We start from the raw sequence: 16,659 nt of genomic DNA on the forward strand, positions 1-16,659 counted from the left end.
ATTAACTCCGACTAAAATACTAAACAATATTCAAAATCCCGCGTTTTTAATGGAAAACCTTTTATCTGACCCCGATTATCTGAATTATCTGGAAGATTTTATCACTCCAAACCGTAAAGAACGTTTTTTGGAAGTGCTTCAAAACCGAACCAAGCATTTTACGGTGGCTGTGGAAGATTTGTTCCAGTTGCACAATACCAGTGCGGTAATGCGCAGTTGTGAAGTGTTCGGGATTCAGGAGTTGCATGTGGTGGAACAGAAATACGGCAAAAAAATCGATAAGGAAATTGCGTTGGGTGCTGAAAAATGGGTGGATATTCACCGTTACAGTACGAATCAGGATTGTATTAACGATCTGAAAGCGAGAGGGTATCAGATTATTGCAACCACGCCTCATGAGGATGATTGTTTGCTGGAGGATTTTGATATTACCAAACCGTCAGCGTTGTTTTTCGGAACGGAGCGGTTGGGGTTGTCCGATGAGGTACTGCAACAGGCCGATGGTTTTCTGAAAATACCAATGGTCGGTTTTACGGAGAGTTTAAATATTTCGGTTTCGGCCGCGATTATATTGCAGCAGCTATCCTCGCGTTTGCGTCATTCGGAGATTGATTGGCAGCTTTCGGAAGCCGAATTGCTGGAAAAACGCATCGACTGGACCCGAAAATCGATTAAGGATATTGATTATATTACGAAGAAGTATTTGGAGAGGGTTCAGTAGTAAGTGTTCAGTAGTAAGTGTTCAGATGGCAGAAGGCAGAAATCAGTTTTTAGGGTAATGTTTTTGGAGCGATTGGTTTGGGCTTCTTTGGAATCCTTGTTCCTGCTGTACGCTTTATTTTTTGTTCCTCCCGATGAAAAATAGGGATCCACAAAAGGATGCCGCTGCCATCAGGGCTAGTCAGGAGATTTTAAAACCTTCTGAATGTCTGAGTGAAAACTTCATATCGCGTTCTTTGCGGAAACCTCTGCGTACTTAGTGGTTAATCCGCTTCCGAATTTAAAAATCAGTTGTATTTAAAAAGGAAAGTCTTAAGGTAGTTGTGTTGTACTCAAATCTGATTACTGCGTTCTGCCATCTGAATACTGGCCCTAGTTACTTGTTCTTCTTCAATAACTTATAATCCTCGTAACAGCCTTTGATGGCATCCATAATCTGCAAATCATTGGCGGTTTCGATAAAAGTATCGGAGTAATTACAACCTTTAAGGATGTCTTTGATTTCTTTTTTGTCGATGCCAAGAATGGCGGCTACGGTTTCGCGATCGTATTTGGAAGCCAATACATTTCGTACGGTTTCATCTTTTTTGAATTCACGCAGTTTTTTCATCTCTCTCGGTTTTTTTCCGAAAAGATTGTACAACGCATCGGTAGGATTGAATAGGGAGCCTAACATTTTACCGGCCTGAGAGGATGAACTTCCTCCTGACTCATACCCATAAGGTAAACCGGAAATGCTGTAACGTTGGGATTCGTTTAAGGCAATCAGTTTGGTATCTACTTCAATATAGCCTGTTAATAAGTATCGTGGAATGAAAACTTCTTCCAATGCATAGGCTTTTTCGGTAAGTTTTATTTTAAATCCGGTTTTGTTTTTAATCCAATCGGCAGAAACACGGATTTTTATCGATTGAAAACCGATATAGGATATGTGAAGGGTATCGTTTACTTTGGCATCGATTTCAAATTCGCCTCTTCCATTGGTAGCGGTTCCTTTTACGGTGGACAGATTGATGATGTTAACTTCGCTTTTGGGAAGTAAATTTGCCTCGTTAACGACGACTCCTGATATTTTGGTATACTCGCCCTCTTGAGCGAAAGTACTAAACGAACATAAGGCCAATAAAAAAACTACGAGATATTTCATACTGAATTTAGAAAGGTCTAAATGTAAGAGATATTTCGTAGTTTTTATTTCTATTAGAAGAAAATTAACAAAAAGAATTAGCTTCTTCTTGGTCTTCTAGGTGCCGAGCTATCGGATTGTCTTGGTGATGTACCTCCGGAACGACGCTCGTTACGTGGTGCTCTTTCCGATGATGAAGAATCGCTTCTTCTCTCCGGACGGTCAGACGATGAACGTCTTTCTCCGCCAAAACCGCCACGGTCACTTCTTTCGCCTCTTGGAGCTCTGTCGCGATCGCCTCCGAAACTTTTGCGTTCTCCTCCGAAACCGCCTCTGCGTTCACCGCCAAAGCCGCCTCTTCGTTCACCGCCTGAATTTCTTCCGTTATGGTCACGTCTTCCGCCACCGTCGTTTTTGGAAATCTCAACGTTGATACGTCTTCCCTCCAATTGAACGTTGTTTAAGACTTCCATTACTTTATCCGAATGTTCTGCATCGGTATTAAAGAAAGAGAATCCTTCTTTAACGTCTACTTTAAATACGTCATCACGACCTAAGTCTAATGTTTCTTTTAAGTAGTCTTTCAATGACATCCAATCGAAATTGTCTCTTGAACCGATGTTGATGAAATAACGAACCGCGTCACCTGCTTGAGGTGCTCTTGCTTCAGAACTTCTTTCACCACCCGGTTGGCTGGATAAATCTCTTTTCTTTTTGTAGTAGTTGATGAATCGGTTAAATTCTACCGATACCATTTTCTTGATTAGTTCTTCTTTAGATAAACCATCTAAAACGTCGTTAATTGCCGGTAAGTAGCTGTCGATTTCGTGATCAACTTCGGTGTCTTTAATCTTGTTTGCTAAGTGCAACAACTGAATTTCGCAGATTTCAATTCCGTTAGGAATCGTTTTCTCTTCGAATTTCTGTTTGATGATTCTTTCGATAGCCGAAATTTTACGCAATTCACTTTTCGTAATGATTACGATGGAAGTGCCTAATTTTCCTGCACGACCTGTACGACCTGAACGGTGGTTGTAGGTTTCGATTTCATCCGGTAACTGATAGTTCACTACGTGCGTAATGTTATCCACGTCGATTCCACGCGCCGCTACATCGGTAGCAACCAACATCTGAATCTGACGACCTCTAAACGATTTCATTACCCCGTCACGTTGTGCCTGAGATAAATCCCCGTGCAATGCCGCAGCGTTGTATCCGTCTTCGATTAATTTTTCTGCAACAGCCTGAGTGTCTCTTTTCGTACGACAGAAAACTACCGAGAAAATGTCCGGGTTAGCATCCGCCAAACGTTTTAGAGCCTCATAACGGTCACGTGCATTTACTAAGTAAAATTCGTGAGAAACCGTAGCCGATCCTGAGTTTTTATGTCCAACTGTAATTTCTACAGGGTTAGACATGAATTGTTTTCCAATACGTGCTACTTCAGCAGGCATTGTTGCAGAGAATAACCATGTGTTTTTCTCATCCGGTGTGTCCGATAATATGGAACAAATGTCGTCGTAGAATCCCATGTTTAACATCTCGTCTGCCTCATCCAAGATACAGAAATCGATGTTTTTAATGTTTACAAGACCTCTGTTAATCATGTCTTGCATTCTACCTGGTGTAGCCACAATAATCTGTGCGCCACGTTTTACCTCTCTAGCTTGTTCTGTAATGCTTGCACCACCATAAACAGCCACAGTATGTAACCCTTTTATGTACTTTGAGTATAGTTTAATCTCGTTGGTGATTTGTAAGCATAACTCACGTGTCGGCGACAAAATTAATGCCTGAGTGTTTCTGTTCTCAGCATCAATTTTCTGAATTAGCGGAAAACCAAAAGCGGCGGTTTTCCCTGTACCTGTTTGCGCTAGGGCAACTAAATCTGTGTTTTGTTCCAATAGTACTGGAATCGCTTTTTCTTGCACTTCTGACGGATTCTCAAATCCTAGATCTTTGATCGCCAGCAGTAGCGACTCATTCAATCCTAATTGTTCAAATTTATTCATAAAATATTTTAAATTGGGTGCAAAGGTATTGATTATTAATGGAATAAACTAATACAAAACTCAATATTAAAATTTTATTAACTATTGAAAATCAATTAGTTACTTTTTTAAAAAGGACGTTAGAAGGGCGACAGCCTTACCGCGATGGCTTACTTTAGCCTTCTCTTCGAGTGAAATTTGCGCGAAAGTATCGGAAAAACCATCGGCGATAAAGATGGGATCGTAGCCAAAACCATTCGTGCCACGGGGCTCTTTTATGATTTCACCGTTTACTATTCCGGTAAAAAGATGTTGTTTTCCTTCTAAATTAAGTGCAATAACGGTTTTAAAATTGGCCTTACGATTAGTTTCGTTTTCAAGGAGTTCAAGCACCTTGTTAATGTTGTCATTATCATTGCGTTGCGAACCTGCGAATCGTGCCGAATAGACTCCGGGCGCGCCGTTTAAGGCTTCCACTTCCAGTCCGCTGTCATCGGCAAAACAGTTGTAACCATAATTTTCAGTCACGTAATTGGCTTTTAAAATAGCATTGCCTTCAATCGTATCGGCCGTTTCGGGAATGTCCACATCGCAACCGATGTCTTCCAAAGATAAGATGGATATGCTTTCAGGAAGTAACTGTTGGATTTCTTTGATTTTATTCTTGTTGTTGGAGGCGAAAACGAGTTGCATTTGAAATTAATTAATCGAACAAATATATTGTTTTTTTAATTTGGTAGTTTTAGAGATTTTGTAAAAAATATAGGATATTTTTATTAATTCGCTTTCTTATAACTCCAAACCGCCAATCCGTTAACGGCAAAGGCAAAAAAAACAATAATGCCTAAATTGGGTAATACTTCCTGAAGTCCTGCGCCTTTTAGTAAAACCATGCGGATGAATTCCACAAAATAGCGGATAGGATTTAATAATGTCACGTTTTGTGCCCATTTTGGCATGCTTTCAATTGGGGTGAACAATCCACTCATTAAAATAAAGATGACCATAAAAAACCAAGCAATAAACATAGCTTGTTGTTGGGTTTCAGTATGATTGGAAATAAATAGACCAAAGCCCAAAATAAGTAGGAGATAAACGGCGGTGAAAAAGTAAACCAACAGGATATTGCCCAACATTGGCACATTAAAAACCACTTTAGCAATCAGCAATCCGATGGTTAAAATTATAAGCCCTAAAACCCAGAATGGAAATAGTTTTCCAATGATAAATTGGTGTTTTTTAATAGGGGTAACGTTAATTTGCTCTAAAGTTCCCAATTCTTTTTCCTTTACGATATTCATTGCAGAAAGGAATAAGGTTACCATCGTTACCAATAAAACTAAAATTCCCGGCACCATAAAGGTTTTATAATTAAGCGTAGCATTGTACCAAAATGATGGAATGGTTTCGATGCGATTTGGTAGTATTTGCTCGTTGACTACGTGTTTGTTTTCCACCTGAATGTTCTGATTGAAGAGTTGAACGATTTGAGTAATGTACACATTTTGTACGCCAGCTGTGGCGCCGTCTATGGCATTTATTAAGACTTGGATTTGGGTGGTGTTTCCGTTTTGCAATTGTTTTTCAAACTGGTTTGGAATTTCGATCACCACATCGGTTTTCCCGCGATTTAATTGCTCTATGCCTTCTTGTGTATGAGATACGCTTTGCACTTCCGAAAAGTAAGCATTGGCATTTAATTTATCTATCAAAGCACGAGATGATGAGGAATTGCTATAATCGGCAATGGTCACCCTTATGTTTTTTACATCAAAAGTAGCCGCATTGGAAAGGATTAAAAGTTGTAAAATTGGCAGAATAAATATCAAGCGAAGCATACTTTTATCTCTGAAAATTTGCTTGAATTCCTTTTGTATGATGAATAGAATTGTTTTCATGGTGGGTGTATTTATTCCAGACGGATTTTATAATTTTTGATGCTCAACCCAATGAACAGTAAAGTCATCCCCACTAAAATCAGGGTTTCTTTCAAAATATATTCCAATCCAACACCTTTTAACATAATCGATTTTACAATGATGATAAACCATTTGGCTGGAATGATGTTACTGATGACTTGCATGGGTAACGGCATAGAAGCAATAGGGAAGATGAACCCCGAAAGTATGATAACCGGCAACATCAATCCCATCAACGAAATCATCATGGCGGTTTGTTGTGTATTGGAAATTGTAGAAATTAATATGCCCAATGAAAGTGCGGTGATAATGAATAAAATACTTTCGAATGCTAATAAGACAATACTTCCGTTAATTGGCATTCCAAAAATAAAATAGCCCATAGCAACAATCACTATTGCATTAATAACCGATAGAAAAATATAGGGAAATACTTTGCCTAAAATCACCTGAAATGGTTTTAAAGGTGAAACCAATAAGATTTCCATCGTACCCAATTCTTTTTCTCTTGTAATGGAAATGGAAGTCATCATCGCGGAAACCAACATTAAAATTACGGTCATGACTCCAGGAACAAAGTTGAAGACGCTTTTCAATTCCGGATTGTACAACATGCGACTTTGAATGACTACGCCATTGCTCTTTGGAGTTGTATTTTTCTGGTTTTGATAGTTTTGTATTATCGATTGCGTGTAATTGGCAATGGTATTGGCTACATTGGGTTCGGTGGCATCGGTAATTACCTGAACAGTAGCTTTCTTTTCGGTTTGTAATTTTTTAGCGAAATCTTTTTCAAACAATACAACGGCTTTAACTTTTCCTTTTTTAAATTCGTTTTCAATGGCTTTTTCGTTGAAAATTTCATTTTCCACATGAAAATAAGGCGAGGCTTTTATCTTTTGGATTATTTTTTGCGATTCGGTGTCTCTGGCATAATCCAAAACCGCGATGTCCACATTGTTGATTTCATTGGTAATAGCGAATCCAAACAACAGAATTTGGGCAACAGGCATGCCAAAAAGGATAAACAACGAGCGTTTATCACGAAAAATATGATAAAATTCCTTTTTAATAAAACCTATGAATCGTTTCATTTATTTTTTTGTTTCAAGTTTCAAGTTTCAAGTTTCAAGTTTCAGGTTATTGTTACTCGATATTTCGGGCTAGTTTCAAGAAGACTTCGTTCATGGAATTGACCTGAAATTGCTCTTTTAATTTTTTTGGGGTGTCCAATGCTTCAATGACACCGTCAACCATAATCGATACGCGATTGCAATATTCGGCTTCATCCATGTAGTGTGTGGTAACGAAAATCGTGGTGCCTTTGTGTGCTTCGGCATAAATTAATTCCCAAAATTGTCTTCGGGTTATTGGATCGACACCACCAGTGGGTTCGTCTAAAAAAACGATTTTAGGTTCGTGTAATAAGGCTACTGAAAAAGCTAATTTTTGTTTCCAGCCTAAAGGTAAATCGCCTACTTTAGTTTTAGCAATGTTGCCCAATTGCAATTCCGCGATCAGCTCTTCTGTTTTTGTTTTAATTTGTTTTCGCGATAAACCGTAAATACCGCCAAAAAAAGTAATGTTTTCCTGCACCGTTAAATCATCATACATGGAGAATTTTTGACTCATGTAACCGATATTTTGTTTGACCTCTTCGCTTTGCGTATGCACATCAAAACCTGCGACATTGGCTGTTCCGCCCGTTGAATTTGATATTCCAATCAACATTTTCATTGCCGTAGTTTTTCCAGCACCGTTTGCGCCTAAGAAACCAAAGATTTCGCCTTTGTTCACATGAAAACTAATGCCTTTAACGGCAGTGAAGTGGTCAAATTGTTTGGTTAAATTTTCTACGATAATGATTTTCTCTTGTGCATTTTCCATCTGCATTTCCTTTTATAAATCCATAAAAACATCCTCAATAGTTGCGGTTGCTTTTTGAATGCTTATGTTTTGATGTCCTTTATCATGTAAAAACGTTCTTAAGACATCCATATCAAAAGAATCGTTCTTGTCGATGTAGTGCATGAATTCGCCAAAAGCAAACACACTGTACTGCGAAGGAAACTCTTTCAAATCCAAAATCAAATTATGCATTTGATTGGTTGCTACTTCATAGATAGTTTTTTCGTAAGCTTCCACAATGGCATCTGGTGAATCGATTTTAAGGATTTTTCCTTTTTGAATTAAAGCAATTCGGTCGCACAAACTCGCTTCATCCATGTAAGGCGTGGAAACTAAAATGGTAATACCTTTCTGTTTCAACCGTTTGAGCATTTCCCAAAATTCTTTTCTGGAAACAGGGTCAACACCCGTTGTGGGTTCGTCTAAAAACAACACTTTTGGTTTGTGTATTAAGGCACAACACAAGGCTAATTTTTGTTTCATTCCTCCCGATAATGCACCCGCTCTTCGATTTTTAAAAGGTTCGATTTGCACGTATATATCTTCAATCAAATCGTAATTCTCTTCAATAGTTGTTCCGAAGATTGTGGCAAAAAAGGTTAAGTTTTCGGCAATGGTTAAATCCTGATACAAGGAGAATTTTCCCGGCATGTACCCAACGGAATTTCGTATTTCCTTTATATGTTTCAAAATGTTGTAATCGGCTACTGTTGCATTGCCTTCGTTGGGAACCAGCAAAGTAGTCAACAATCTAAAAAGCGTTGTTTTTCCTGCACCATCAGGACCAATTAAGCCAAAAAGTTCGCCTTCCTGCACTTCAAAAGTGATATTTTGCAATGCTTGAACGTTTTTATACTTTTTAGAAATATTTTGAATGGAAATACTCATGGCGTGATGGTGCTTGAAATTTTATTTTATCAACAGAAAATTACTTAATTCATGAGCGTTTACCCAATGTTTCACCTCAACAGGAATTTTAACGAAATCGCCTGATTTTAAACGGATTTTCTCATCATTTTCATAGCTAAATGTGGCATCTCCAGTAACGCACACCAAAAGTGCTGGTACTTTGGTAACATGCTCTTTCAATTGTTCGTTTTTTGCAATTTGTAAAGCAATTACTTTAGCCTCTGTAGGTTCAAACAACACTTGCGTTTGAACGGGTTTATCGGTTTGATGTAAGTTGGTTATATTCATTGGAAAAACTGATTAAAGGTTGCAAAAGAATCTTGTATGGCTTTGAATTCTGCTTCAGATGGTTCTTTTTCTAAGGTATCCACTAACTCAATATATGGTACTAACCATTTGTGCAATTCGTCATGGGCTTGCCCTTTCATGGTACAGTTTGACGTTAGCAAATCAAGATTGGTTTTTAAATTTGTTGCCAATTGCGCATAATCTTTATCCGAATTACCAGCAAATGCAATTACATCTTTTTCCATATTACGAATGTGTTCCATCATATTATCATCCACTTTCCATTTTTCGCCGTTGTTCAAGACGATTGCTTCGTGCTCATCGTGATGTTGTTCCGATTTAACTGTTGTTTCAGTTGGTGTTTCGCTACTTTTTTCTGCTTCTTTTGCGCCTGAGTTGCAAGAAAGTGTTAACACTGCAATTGTGCTAAAAAGCATCATTTTTACATTTGAATTTTTCATGGTTTTAGAGGTATTGATTTATCATTATTTCAGCCAAACTTCTGCCGGCATGCCTATTTTTAAACTTCCATCGTTTTTTACGGCTACTTTTACAGCGTACACCAAATTGGCTCTTTCTTCTTTGGTTTGGATAACTTTTGGAGTAAATTCGGCTTGCGCGCTTATCCAAGTGATATTGCCTTCGTATTTTTTAGTGTCGTTTTCCGCATCAATGGCTACCGTAACTTTTTGTCCGATTTTTATTTGTGCCAATTGCGTTTCGGTCACATACACACGTAATTCCATTTCGTTTAAATTGGCGATTTTGTATAAGGGTTTGCTAAAAGCTGTGATTTCAGAAGGTTCTGCGTATTTCGTTAAAACGGTTCCATCTACTGGGTTTGAAATTTTTGATTTCTTTATTTGGTCGTCTAATTTTTCAATTTGGACTTTAATTGATTTTATTTCGTTTAAAATTGGGGCATTTTGAGATTGAACACTGCTGATTTGTTTTTCGATGACTTTTACTTTTCCGTCAATTTCGTCAATTTGTCTTTTGGTAGCGGCATTTTCAGCGAACATGTTTTTGATTCGGTTTTGTTCGATTTTAGCGGTTTTCAGTTGTTCATTTAAAACTTCAATTTGCGATACAACCGAGGCCGATTTGGATTGAACCGTTTGAATGGAAGCTTTGAGTTGCTCTCTGTTAAAATGCAATTGTAACGTATCGATTAAACCTACTAAAGTTCCTTTTTTAAGTTGCGCGCCTTCTTCCACATTTAAAAACTCAATTTTTCCGTTGGATTCCGAAGAAACGGTGATTTCTATGGCTTCAAAATTACCATAAGCGTCGGCTTTCTCGTTGTTTTTATTGCAACTTAGTATTGCAATTGATACCGTAAGAAGGGTTATTATGTTTTTCATGATGTATGCTTTAAATTCCTTTTATGATTTGATGATTCACTTTGGCTAACAGCAACTGAATGCGATGCGTTTTTTCGGTAATTTTTGATTCAAACAATTGGGTTACATCGTTTAAATAATCGGAAGACGTAATCACTCCGTTTTTCATTTGTGCTTCTGCTGAACGGACAATTTTTTCCCGTAATTGAATAATTTCACTATCCGAATTCAGTTGTTCTTTAATTTTCTCGATCTCAAAATCGGCTTCCTGTAACTGACGGTTCTGGTTTACTTCGAAGGTTTCTTTTTCTGAAGCGATGAGTTGTTTTGAAATTTCCAGTACTTCTTTTTCTTTTTTGGTTTTATTCCAATCGAATAACGTCCAATTTAACCGTACCCCTGTCATGTAAAAAGTCTCAAATGAATTGTTTAACATGTTCAACGCCGGATTTCCGTAACCGCCTTGTAGGAAAGCGTTTAGTTTTGGTAAGTTGGTTGTGGTAATTACTTTTTGCGAAGCATTGATTTGTTGGTTTTGCAATTCAAATAACTCTAATTCAGGTCGAATGGTTTTGTTTTCGGAAGAGAAATTTTTAGGTATTTCTAAAATGGTATTTGGGTTAAATTTTGTGCCGGAAAGTTGTTCCAAATGTTGCCAAAGTTTTAGTAGGTCATACTTGACGTCATTTAATTGTTGGTTGATTTTGATGATTTCGGCTTCTATCACTTGTTCCGATGAAGGTAAAACGGCTCCAAATTTCAGGGCAGCTTGTATTTCTTTACTTTTTTCCTGCAGCAATTTTTTTTTGGCATGTAGCAATTCCTGTTTTTCCTGTCCCAACAAAAGACCAAAATAGTATTGGTTGATAAAGCTTTTTAATTGGTATAGATTAACTTCAACCAGTTGTTGTTGGGCTTTGATTTGCGATTCTTTGAGTTGGGTTTGTGCTTTGATGATCCCACCATTGTAAATCAATTGGTTAACATCAATGGTGGCTCTGTATTGGTCTTTATTCAGAGGATCGATAGTCGTGTTAGGCATTGAAAAGGGTACTTGAGTGACTTCCGATTGGTAAGTAGCCTGTGCGTTTAAGGTTACTTTTGGTAATCTGTCTTTTGATAAAATTTCTGAATGTAATTCCGATTGGTTTTGTAACAAACGGTTTTGTTTTGCCAATGGATAGTTCTTTTCTGCCAACTCATAGCATTTTTCGAGCGTTAGTTTTTCCTGAGCCCAGATAGTTGGAGCCGTCAAGAGTAAGAGTATTTGAAAAATTTTTTTCATCACTTTTTAATTGCGTTGATAATTTGTTCCGAGATGTGGATTTTTCGTTCTTCCATTAACTGAAAGAATTCTTCGTCTGAAATATTGATAATTCCCTTTACTAAGGTTTGTGCTGCAAAAGGGAAAACAGTCATCGAAAAAACATCTAAAAGCAGTTGTTTGGGCGGAATCGGTTTAATGAGTCCCAATTCAATTTCGCTTTCAATTTGCTTCAGTATTTTCGTAGGATCCGGTCGTTTTTCATCTTTTAGAAATTTAGTCACAAATTCAGGATTGTTATTCATTTCCTGAATGATGAATTGGGGCAAAAAAGGATACTCCATGACAAATGAAATATAACTGTCCGTGAACTTCTTAATTTTTTCAAATAAAGCTTCGTCCGAGTTGAATATTCCATTGATTTGTGGGGCTAATTTTCCAAAAGCATTCATGAAAACTGCTTCAAACAATCTTTCTTTGCTTCTGAAAAAGTAATGTAGCATGGCTTTGTTTATTTCTGCTTCGTCGGCTATTTCCTGCATTCTGGCTCCTGTAAAGCCCTTTTTTTGAAATACTTTAAAGGCGGCTTCGAATATTTTTTCTTCGGTTGTCATGTGTTAACTTTTAGGTTTAACCATTTGGTTAACAAAAATACAAATAATAGTATTGAATCTTATTTTTTAGATTTTTTTAACACTAAATTAACCCTCTATCGTGAGTGTTTCAGAGAGAATTGTCGGTTAATGTAATCGGAATGTACTTATGAAATAAAATGAATCAGCAAAGAAGAATGAAGGATGTTGAATTTTTTAAAATTTTGCTAATTGTATAAAAAGTAAAAAGCCGAGGTGGAGCCCCCGACTTTTTGGTTGAACGTGTAACCACATTGCTGTGCGTTCGGGTGCAAATGTAAGACAATCTTTTGTATTACCTAATAAATTCTATGAAAAAATTAAAATAAATGTGTTGGCATCTATTTTTAAAATTATTATGATAGGAAAATAGAAATGGTTACTTTTGGAGCGATTAAAAATCAGAAATATACACTTTTGAATTATGGTTAAAGATTTATTTGAAAGAATACAAAACAATAAAGGTCCGTTAGGAAAATGGGCTTCACAGGCAGAAGGTTACTATGTGTTTCCTAAATTGGAAGGGGAATTAGGACCGAGAATGCAGTTTCACGGAAAAGATATTTTAAACTGGAGTCTGAACGATTACTTAGGTTTGGCCAATCATCCGGAAGTGCGTAAGGCAGATACCGAAGCAGCTGCACAATTTGGCGCGGCCTATCCAATGGGTGCCCGTATGATGTCAGGACACACAAAATACCATGAACAATTAGAGAATGAATTGGCGGCTTTCGTAATGAAAGAAGCGGCTTATTTGTTAAATTTCGGGTATCAGGGAATGGTATCGATTATCGATGCATTGGTGACTAAGAACGATATTATTGTTTATGATGTGGATTCTCATGCTTGTATCATCGACGGTGTTCGTTTGCACATGGGAAAACGTTTTACGTATAAGCATAACGATTTGGAGAGCATGGAGAAGAATCTTCAGCGTGCTACTAAAATGGCTTTGGAAACCGGAGGCGGAATTCTTTTCATTACGGAAGGTGTTTTCGGAATGCGCGGTCAGCAAGGTAAGCTGAAAGAAATCGTTGCCATGAAAGAAAAATACAATTTCCGTTTGTTGGTTGATGATGCACACGGTTTCGGAACACTTGGTAAAACAGGCGCCGGAGCAGGAGAAGAGCAAGGTTGTCAGGATGGCATCGATGTGTATTTCTCAACGTTTGCAAAATCAATGGCAAATATCGGAGCTTTCGTAGCTGCGGATAAGGATGTCATCGATTATCTGAAATACAACTTACGTTCGCAAATGTTCGCAAAAGCATTGCCAATGATTCAAACCATAGGCTCTTTGAAACGTTTGGAGTTGTTGCGTAATTCTTCCGAAATCAAAGACAAACTTTGGGAAAACGTAAACGCGTTACAGAGCGGATTAAAGGAAAAAGGATTCAATATCGGAGATACAAACACTTGTATCACACCGGTTTATCTTGAAGGTTCTATTCCGGAAGCGATGGTGATGGTTAATGATCTTCGTGAGAACTACGGAATTTTCCTTTCGATTGTGGTATATCCGGTAATTCCTAAAGGGATTATCCTATTGCGTATGATTCCGACAGCATCACATACCTTAGCGGATATCGAGGAGACATTAACGGCTTTTGAAGCGATTCGCGAGAAATTAGTTAACGGAACGTATAAGAAAATTGCCGAGGAAACTACAGTAGACGTTTCTTAATTGATTTAGAAATAGCATTTATAATAAAGAAAAACCATCTGCACAAACAGATGGTTTTTTTAATTTTAGTGGGTGTGTTATCAGAGCAAAGCGAAATTTTTAAAGTAACCTTTTTCTCTTCGTAAACGGAATTCGGAGTTTCGTCAACTGAAAGGCTGCTTTTGGAAAGTTAGTTAATGGTGATTGGATTTTGATTGTAATTTTAATCAAAATCATGTTTATGAAGCCACTACTGAATAATGATCGTCTTGAAATCGTCCTGATGCTGTTGTATGCTTTATTGGTAATTATCGCATTATCGGCATCGGTGTAATGTTCACTATCCGATTGCAATAAATATTCAAAAACATATTTTTCTGAAGTAACTTGCTTCGAAAATTACAGATCTTTCCGAAAGGTCTTTCTTCTCTTGTTAATTACCGGGTCGAAATTTTTCCAAAGATTGTGAATCGCATGATTTTCTTCCAGTTCCGGAGTTCTTACGCACAATTCAATTCCTTTAGCGAGACTTACTTTGTAATATTCATCAAAAATGATAGCGGTAACGCCTTTACTCTGATATTCCGGTGTCACGCCAATCAGATAGAATACAATTTCCTTCGACTTTTTTCGGGCTTGCAGCAAATGGTAAAATCCAAAAGGGAAAAGCTTTCCTTTCGCTTTCTGTAAGGCTTGAGCAAAATTGGGCATTACAATGGCAAAGGCAATCATATTGTCGTCTTTGTCCATGATGAATTTAATATACTCCGGATTGATGAAACTAATGTATTTTTTCTTGAAATATGCTTTCTGAATGTCGTTTATGGGTACAAAGGATTGGAGGTTTGCGTAAGTTTCGTTAAACAAATCAAACATCCTGTCCACATAAGGCATTATCTCTTTCGTATTCGTGAAATTCAGCGGTTTTAATCCGTAACGTTGCTTTATCAGGACACTTGCTTTCTGGAACGGAGTGGGGTCGATGGTAGCAAAAGAAAAATTACTTTCGATGTATTCTTTTTCTTTTACCAGTCCGAGTTTTTCAAAATGGTCTTTGTAATACGGCATGCTGTACCAGGTTATCATATTGCCAATTTGGTCAAAGCCTTCGGTAAGGACTCCTACTTTATCCAGATTGGAGAAACCCATAGGACCTTCAACATGATCCATATGGTGCTTATGTCCGAATTCGTAGGCTTTTTCAAGTAACGCTTTGGTAACTTCAATGTCGTCAATAACGTCAAACCAGCCAAAACGGACTTTCTTTTTACCTAACAGATTCACTTCATCCCAATTGATGATAACGGCAATTTTGCCAACGATTTTATTGTTTTTGTAAGCAAGATAAAAATGAGCTTCCGCAGACGAAAAAGCCGGATTTTTTTCTTTGTCAAAAGTCTCCATTTCATCCGCTATTATCGGAGGAATCCAATAGGGATTGTCTTTGTACAGTTCAAAAGAAAATAATACAAACTCTTTAAGTTCCTTTTTAGAACTTACTTCTTTAATTGTAATCATAATTATTGTACTTCGTCTGAACGTTTTTTCTTTTCCATTTCGGCTTTTTTGCCTTTGGTGGCACCTTTTACTTCTTTCCCGCTTTGAATTTCAACCGGTTTGTAAGATTTGTCAAAACGCCAGGAGAAACCTATCGCACCTCCGAAAATGGACGGTGTGTTCTTAATGTTGGTTCCTATGGATGCATCAATCTGCATGTTTTTCTTTAACAGATAAGCCGCTCCGCCACGCAAAATACTGTCGGCATACCAATCGCTTTTATACCCTTGGTTTTCAATAAACATCGACCACTGTTGGTTGATTCCCCTACTTAGCGTTAAAATATATCCATACGAAGGGTAATCGGTAATAAATTTATCGGCAATGATATTTGTTGTAAGTACGGTTCTTGACCCGAAGTGATTCTGTAAGATCAACATTACCCGGGGACTGAATTTCGGATCGGTCGGGAAAGTATACGGATTGTCACCCACATTGAAATTAGCACCTGCATAAGCACCGATAGCCGGTAATAATTTTTTCCATTTGAATTTTTTATTGGCTTTCCAACTGTACACATTTACTTTCTCTTCGTAATTTTTCCACGGATCGTAAAACAGGTATTTTGCACCAACGGTCAGTTGTTTGAACCCGTTTCGTTTTTCCTCCAGATAAGGAGAAGAATAGGTGTCTGTTTGGTACTGCATTTCGGCGATGAACTCCAATTGTTCCAAAAGGGCTCCGTAACGTAATGCCAAATCCAATCCGAAACCTTTGGCTTCCGATTCCAGCAATTTGTGTTTTTCTTTGGTATAATAGATTCCGGATTCGGCCTGAATTACCGTTTTTCCGATAGAATAGGCGCCAAAAGATTTTCCCGGACGGTTGGAATTGATTTCATCGGTATATTGAGCAAAGGTAATTCCTGTGGTAAGCAGCAAAAAACCAAGGAGTTTCGTTTTTATCTGACGCATGTTATTTGTGTTTCTGTTAAATTATGCTTTCCAAAAATAGTTAATTTATTATTATTTTAAGAAACAGATTTTATTTTTAAATGTAGCTTTGCTTAAATTTGACAAAATTTAGATTTAGGATGGAAACAGCATCATTTACCGGTTTGATAAAAGTTTTGGTTTGGATTCTTTTTATATACTATGCGTTAAAATTTTTAATGCGCTTGTTGGCACCGTACTTTTTACAGCAGGTGGTAAAAAAAGCCGAACAGAATTTTCAGCAACAACAGCAAAACTATAGAAATCAACAGCAACGGCAGCAACAACAGCAACAGCAGCCTTCTAATTTTGAAAAACCTCAGGAAAAGAAGAAAGTAGGCGAGTACATTGATTTTGAAGAAATTGAATAGTCATAATTAAAACGAATAACAGCCGAGTTATTCGTT

The 16,659-nt window shown here is 37.5% G+C and carries 17 protein-coding genes; 3 read left to right on the forward strand and 14 right to left on the reverse strand.

The annotated features are described in order from the left end of the window. The first annotated feature begins 49 nt into the window (after positions 1-49). Complete coding sequence (locus BLQ05_RS10110) at positions 50-721, forward strand: TrmH family RNA methyltransferase (RefSeq protein ID WP_023575760.1); 672 nt, start codon at positions 50-52, stop codon at positions 719-721. A 375-nt stretch (positions 722-1,096) separates the two neighbouring features. Here BLQ05_RS10110 and BLQ05_RS10115 read toward each other — a convergent pair whose 3' ends face one another. The 12 genes from BLQ05_RS10115 to BLQ05_RS10170 form a co-directional block, all read right to left on the reverse strand. Further along, positions 1,097-1,867, reverse strand: coding sequence for a carboxypeptidase-like regulatory domain-containing protein (locus BLQ05_RS10115; protein ID WP_023575761.1), 771 nt, complete (start codon positions 1,865-1,867; stop codon positions 1,097-1,099). Between the two features lie 77 nt (positions 1,868-1,944). Next, on the reverse strand, positions 1,945-3,858 hold the full coding sequence (locus tag BLQ05_RS10120; RefSeq protein ID WP_023575762.1) for a DEAD/DEAH box helicase: 1,914 nt from the start codon (positions 3,856-3,858) through the stop codon (positions 1,945-1,947). Positions 3,859-3,957: 99 nt separating this feature from the next. After that, positions 3,958-4,530, reverse strand: a complete 573-nt coding sequence (locus tag BLQ05_RS10125; RefSeq protein WP_023575763.1) for a non-canonical purine NTP diphosphatase — start codon at positions 4,528-4,530, stop codon at positions 3,958-3,960. 83 nt (positions 4,531-4,613) lie between these two features. After that, positions 4,614-5,735 (reverse strand): ABC transporter permease, encoded by a 1,122-nt coding sequence (locus BLQ05_RS10130; protein ID WP_023575764.1) that lies wholly within the window; start codon positions 5,733-5,735, stop codon positions 4,614-4,616. Positions 5,736-5,746: 11 nt separating this feature from the next. Beyond that, entirely contained in the window at positions 5,747-6,850 is a 1,104-nt protein-coding gene (locus BLQ05_RS10135) for an ABC transporter permease (protein ID WP_023575765.1), read from the reverse strand. 52 nt (positions 6,851-6,902) lie between these two features. After that, complete coding sequence (locus BLQ05_RS10140) at positions 6,903-7,643, reverse strand: ABC transporter ATP-binding protein (protein ID WP_074460131.1); 741 nt, start codon at positions 7,641-7,643, stop codon at positions 6,903-6,905. 12 nt (positions 7,644-7,655) lie between these two features. After that, positions 7,656-8,552 carry an ABC transporter ATP-binding protein gene (locus BLQ05_RS10145; protein WP_023575767.1) on the reverse strand — a complete coding sequence of 299 codons (897 nt, stop codon included), beginning with the start codon at positions 8,550-8,552 and terminating at the stop codon, positions 7,656-7,658. Between the two features lie 21 nt (positions 8,553-8,573). Beyond that, the gene (locus BLQ05_RS10150) at positions 8,574-8,861 is read right to left on the reverse strand and encodes a cupin domain-containing protein (RefSeq protein ID WP_035654126.1); all 288 of its coding nucleotides are present in this window, start codon (positions 8,859-8,861) and stop codon (positions 8,574-8,576) included. After that, entirely contained in the window at positions 8,858-9,322 is a 465-nt protein-coding gene (locus BLQ05_RS10155) for a hypothetical protein (protein WP_023575769.1), read from the reverse strand. Before BLQ05_RS10155 ends, BLQ05_RS10150 begins: the two co-directional genes overlap by 4 nt. A 24-nt stretch (positions 9,323-9,346) precedes the next feature. After that, positions 9,347-10,225 carry an HlyD family secretion protein gene (locus tag BLQ05_RS10160; protein ID WP_023575770.1) on the reverse strand — a complete coding sequence of 293 codons (879 nt, stop codon included), beginning with the start codon at positions 10,223-10,225 and terminating at the stop codon, positions 9,347-9,349. A gap of 10 nt (positions 10,226-10,235) precedes the next feature. Next, positions 10,236-11,489 carry a TolC family protein gene (locus tag BLQ05_RS10165; RefSeq protein ID WP_035654127.1) on the reverse strand — a complete coding sequence of 418 codons (1,254 nt, stop codon included), beginning with the start codon at positions 11,487-11,489 and terminating at the stop codon, positions 10,236-10,238. After that, positions 11,489-12,082 (reverse strand): TetR/AcrR family transcriptional regulator, encoded by a 594-nt coding sequence (locus BLQ05_RS10170; protein WP_023575772.1) that lies wholly within the window; start codon positions 12,080-12,082, stop codon positions 11,489-11,491. The genes BLQ05_RS10165 and BLQ05_RS10170 overlap by 1 nt, the downstream gene beginning before the upstream one ends. Before the next feature lie 442 nt (positions 12,083-12,524). On the opposite strand from BLQ05_RS10170, the gene capB reads away from it, so the two are divergent. Then, complete coding sequence (gene capB, locus BLQ05_RS10175; protein WP_023575773.1) at positions 12,525-13,784, forward strand: cysteate-C-fatty acyltransferase; 1,260 nt, start codon at positions 12,525-12,527, stop codon at positions 13,782-13,784. 378 nt (positions 13,785-14,162) lie between these two features. Here capB and BLQ05_RS10180 read toward each other — a convergent pair whose 3' ends face one another. After that, positions 14,163-15,281: a hypothetical protein gene (locus tag BLQ05_RS10180; RefSeq protein WP_023575775.1), complete on the reverse strand. Its 1,119-nt coding sequence runs from the start codon at positions 15,279-15,281 to the stop codon at positions 14,163-14,165. A 2-nt stretch (positions 15,282-15,283) separates the two neighbouring features. Continuing rightward, positions 15,284-16,234, reverse strand: coding sequence for a transporter (locus BLQ05_RS10185; RefSeq protein ID WP_023575776.1), 951 nt, complete (start codon positions 16,232-16,234; stop codon positions 15,284-15,286). Positions 16,235-16,353: 119 nt separating this feature from the next. Between BLQ05_RS10185 and BLQ05_RS10190 the strand changes: the two genes are divergently transcribed. Beyond that, entirely contained in the window at positions 16,354-16,623 is a 270-nt protein-coding gene (locus BLQ05_RS10190) for a DUF4834 family protein (protein ID WP_023575777.1), read from the forward strand. Positions 16,624-16,659 lie beyond the last annotated feature (36 nt).

The sequence above is a fragment of the Flavobacterium saliperosum genome (assembly GCF_900100625.1).
In the GTDB taxonomy this organism is placed as follows: Bacteria; Bacteroidota; Bacteroidia; order Flavobacteriales; family Flavobacteriaceae; genus Flavobacterium; species Flavobacterium saliperosum.

Excerpts from the sequence above, each read along its gene's own strand:
- BLQ05_RS10110 (WP_023575760.1), top strand. The coding sequence starts at position 50 with ATGGAAAACCTTTTATCTGACCCCGATTATCTGAATTATCTGGAAGAT.
- BLQ05_RS10115 (WP_023575761.1), bottom strand. The coding sequence starts at position 1,867 with ATGAAATATCTCGTAGTTTTTTTATTGGCCTTATGTTCGTTTAGTACT.
- BLQ05_RS10120 (WP_023575762.1), bottom strand. The coding sequence starts at position 3,858 with ATGAATAAATTTGAACAATTAGGATTGAATGAGTCGCTACTGCTGGCG.
- BLQ05_RS10125 (WP_023575763.1), bottom strand. The coding sequence starts at position 4,530 with ATGCAACTCGTTTTCGCCTCCAACAACAAGAATAAAATCAAAGAAATC.
- BLQ05_RS10130 (WP_023575764.1), bottom strand. The coding sequence starts at position 5,735 with ATGAAAACAATTCTATTCATCATACAAAAGGAATTCAAGCAAATTTTC.
- BLQ05_RS10135 (WP_023575765.1), bottom strand. The coding sequence starts at position 6,850 with ATGAAACGATTCATAGGTTTTATTAAAAAGGAATTTTATCATATTTTT.
- BLQ05_RS10140 (WP_074460131.1), bottom strand. The coding sequence starts at position 7,643 with ATGGAAAATGCACAAGAGAAAATCATTATCGTAGAAAATTTAACCAAA.
- BLQ05_RS10145 (WP_023575767.1), bottom strand. The coding sequence starts at position 8,552 with ATGAGTATTTCCATTCAAAATATTTCTAAAAAGTATAAAAACGTTCAA.
- BLQ05_RS10150 (WP_035654126.1), bottom strand. The coding sequence starts at position 8,861 with ATGAATATAACCAACTTACATCAAACCGATAAACCCGTTCAAACGCAA.
- BLQ05_RS10155 (WP_023575769.1), bottom strand. The coding sequence starts at position 9,322 with ATGAAAAATTCAAATGTAAAAATGATGCTTTTTAGCACAATTGCAGTG.
- BLQ05_RS10160 (WP_023575770.1), bottom strand. The coding sequence starts at position 10,225 with ATGAAAAACATAATAACCCTTCTTACGGTATCAATTGCAATACTAAGT.
- BLQ05_RS10165 (WP_035654127.1), bottom strand. The coding sequence starts at position 11,489 with ATGAAAAAAATTTTTCAAATACTCTTACTCTTGACGGCTCCAACTATC.
- BLQ05_RS10170 (WP_023575772.1), bottom strand. The coding sequence starts at position 12,082 with ATGACAACCGAAGAAAAAATATTCGAAGCCGCCTTTAAAGTATTTCAA.
- capB (WP_023575773.1), top strand. The coding sequence starts at position 12,525 with ATGGTTAAAGATTTATTTGAAAGAATACAAAACAATAAAGGTCCGTTA.
- BLQ05_RS10180 (WP_023575775.1), bottom strand. The coding sequence starts at position 15,281 with ATGATTACAATTAAAGAAGTAAGTTCTAAAAAGGAACTTAAAGAGTTT.
- BLQ05_RS10185 (WP_023575776.1), bottom strand. The coding sequence starts at position 16,234 with ATGCGTCAGATAAAAACGAAACTCCTTGGTTTTTTGCTGCTTACCACA.
- BLQ05_RS10190 (WP_023575777.1), top strand. The coding sequence starts at position 16,354 with ATGGAAACAGCATCATTTACCGGTTTGATAAAAGTTTTGGTTTGGATT.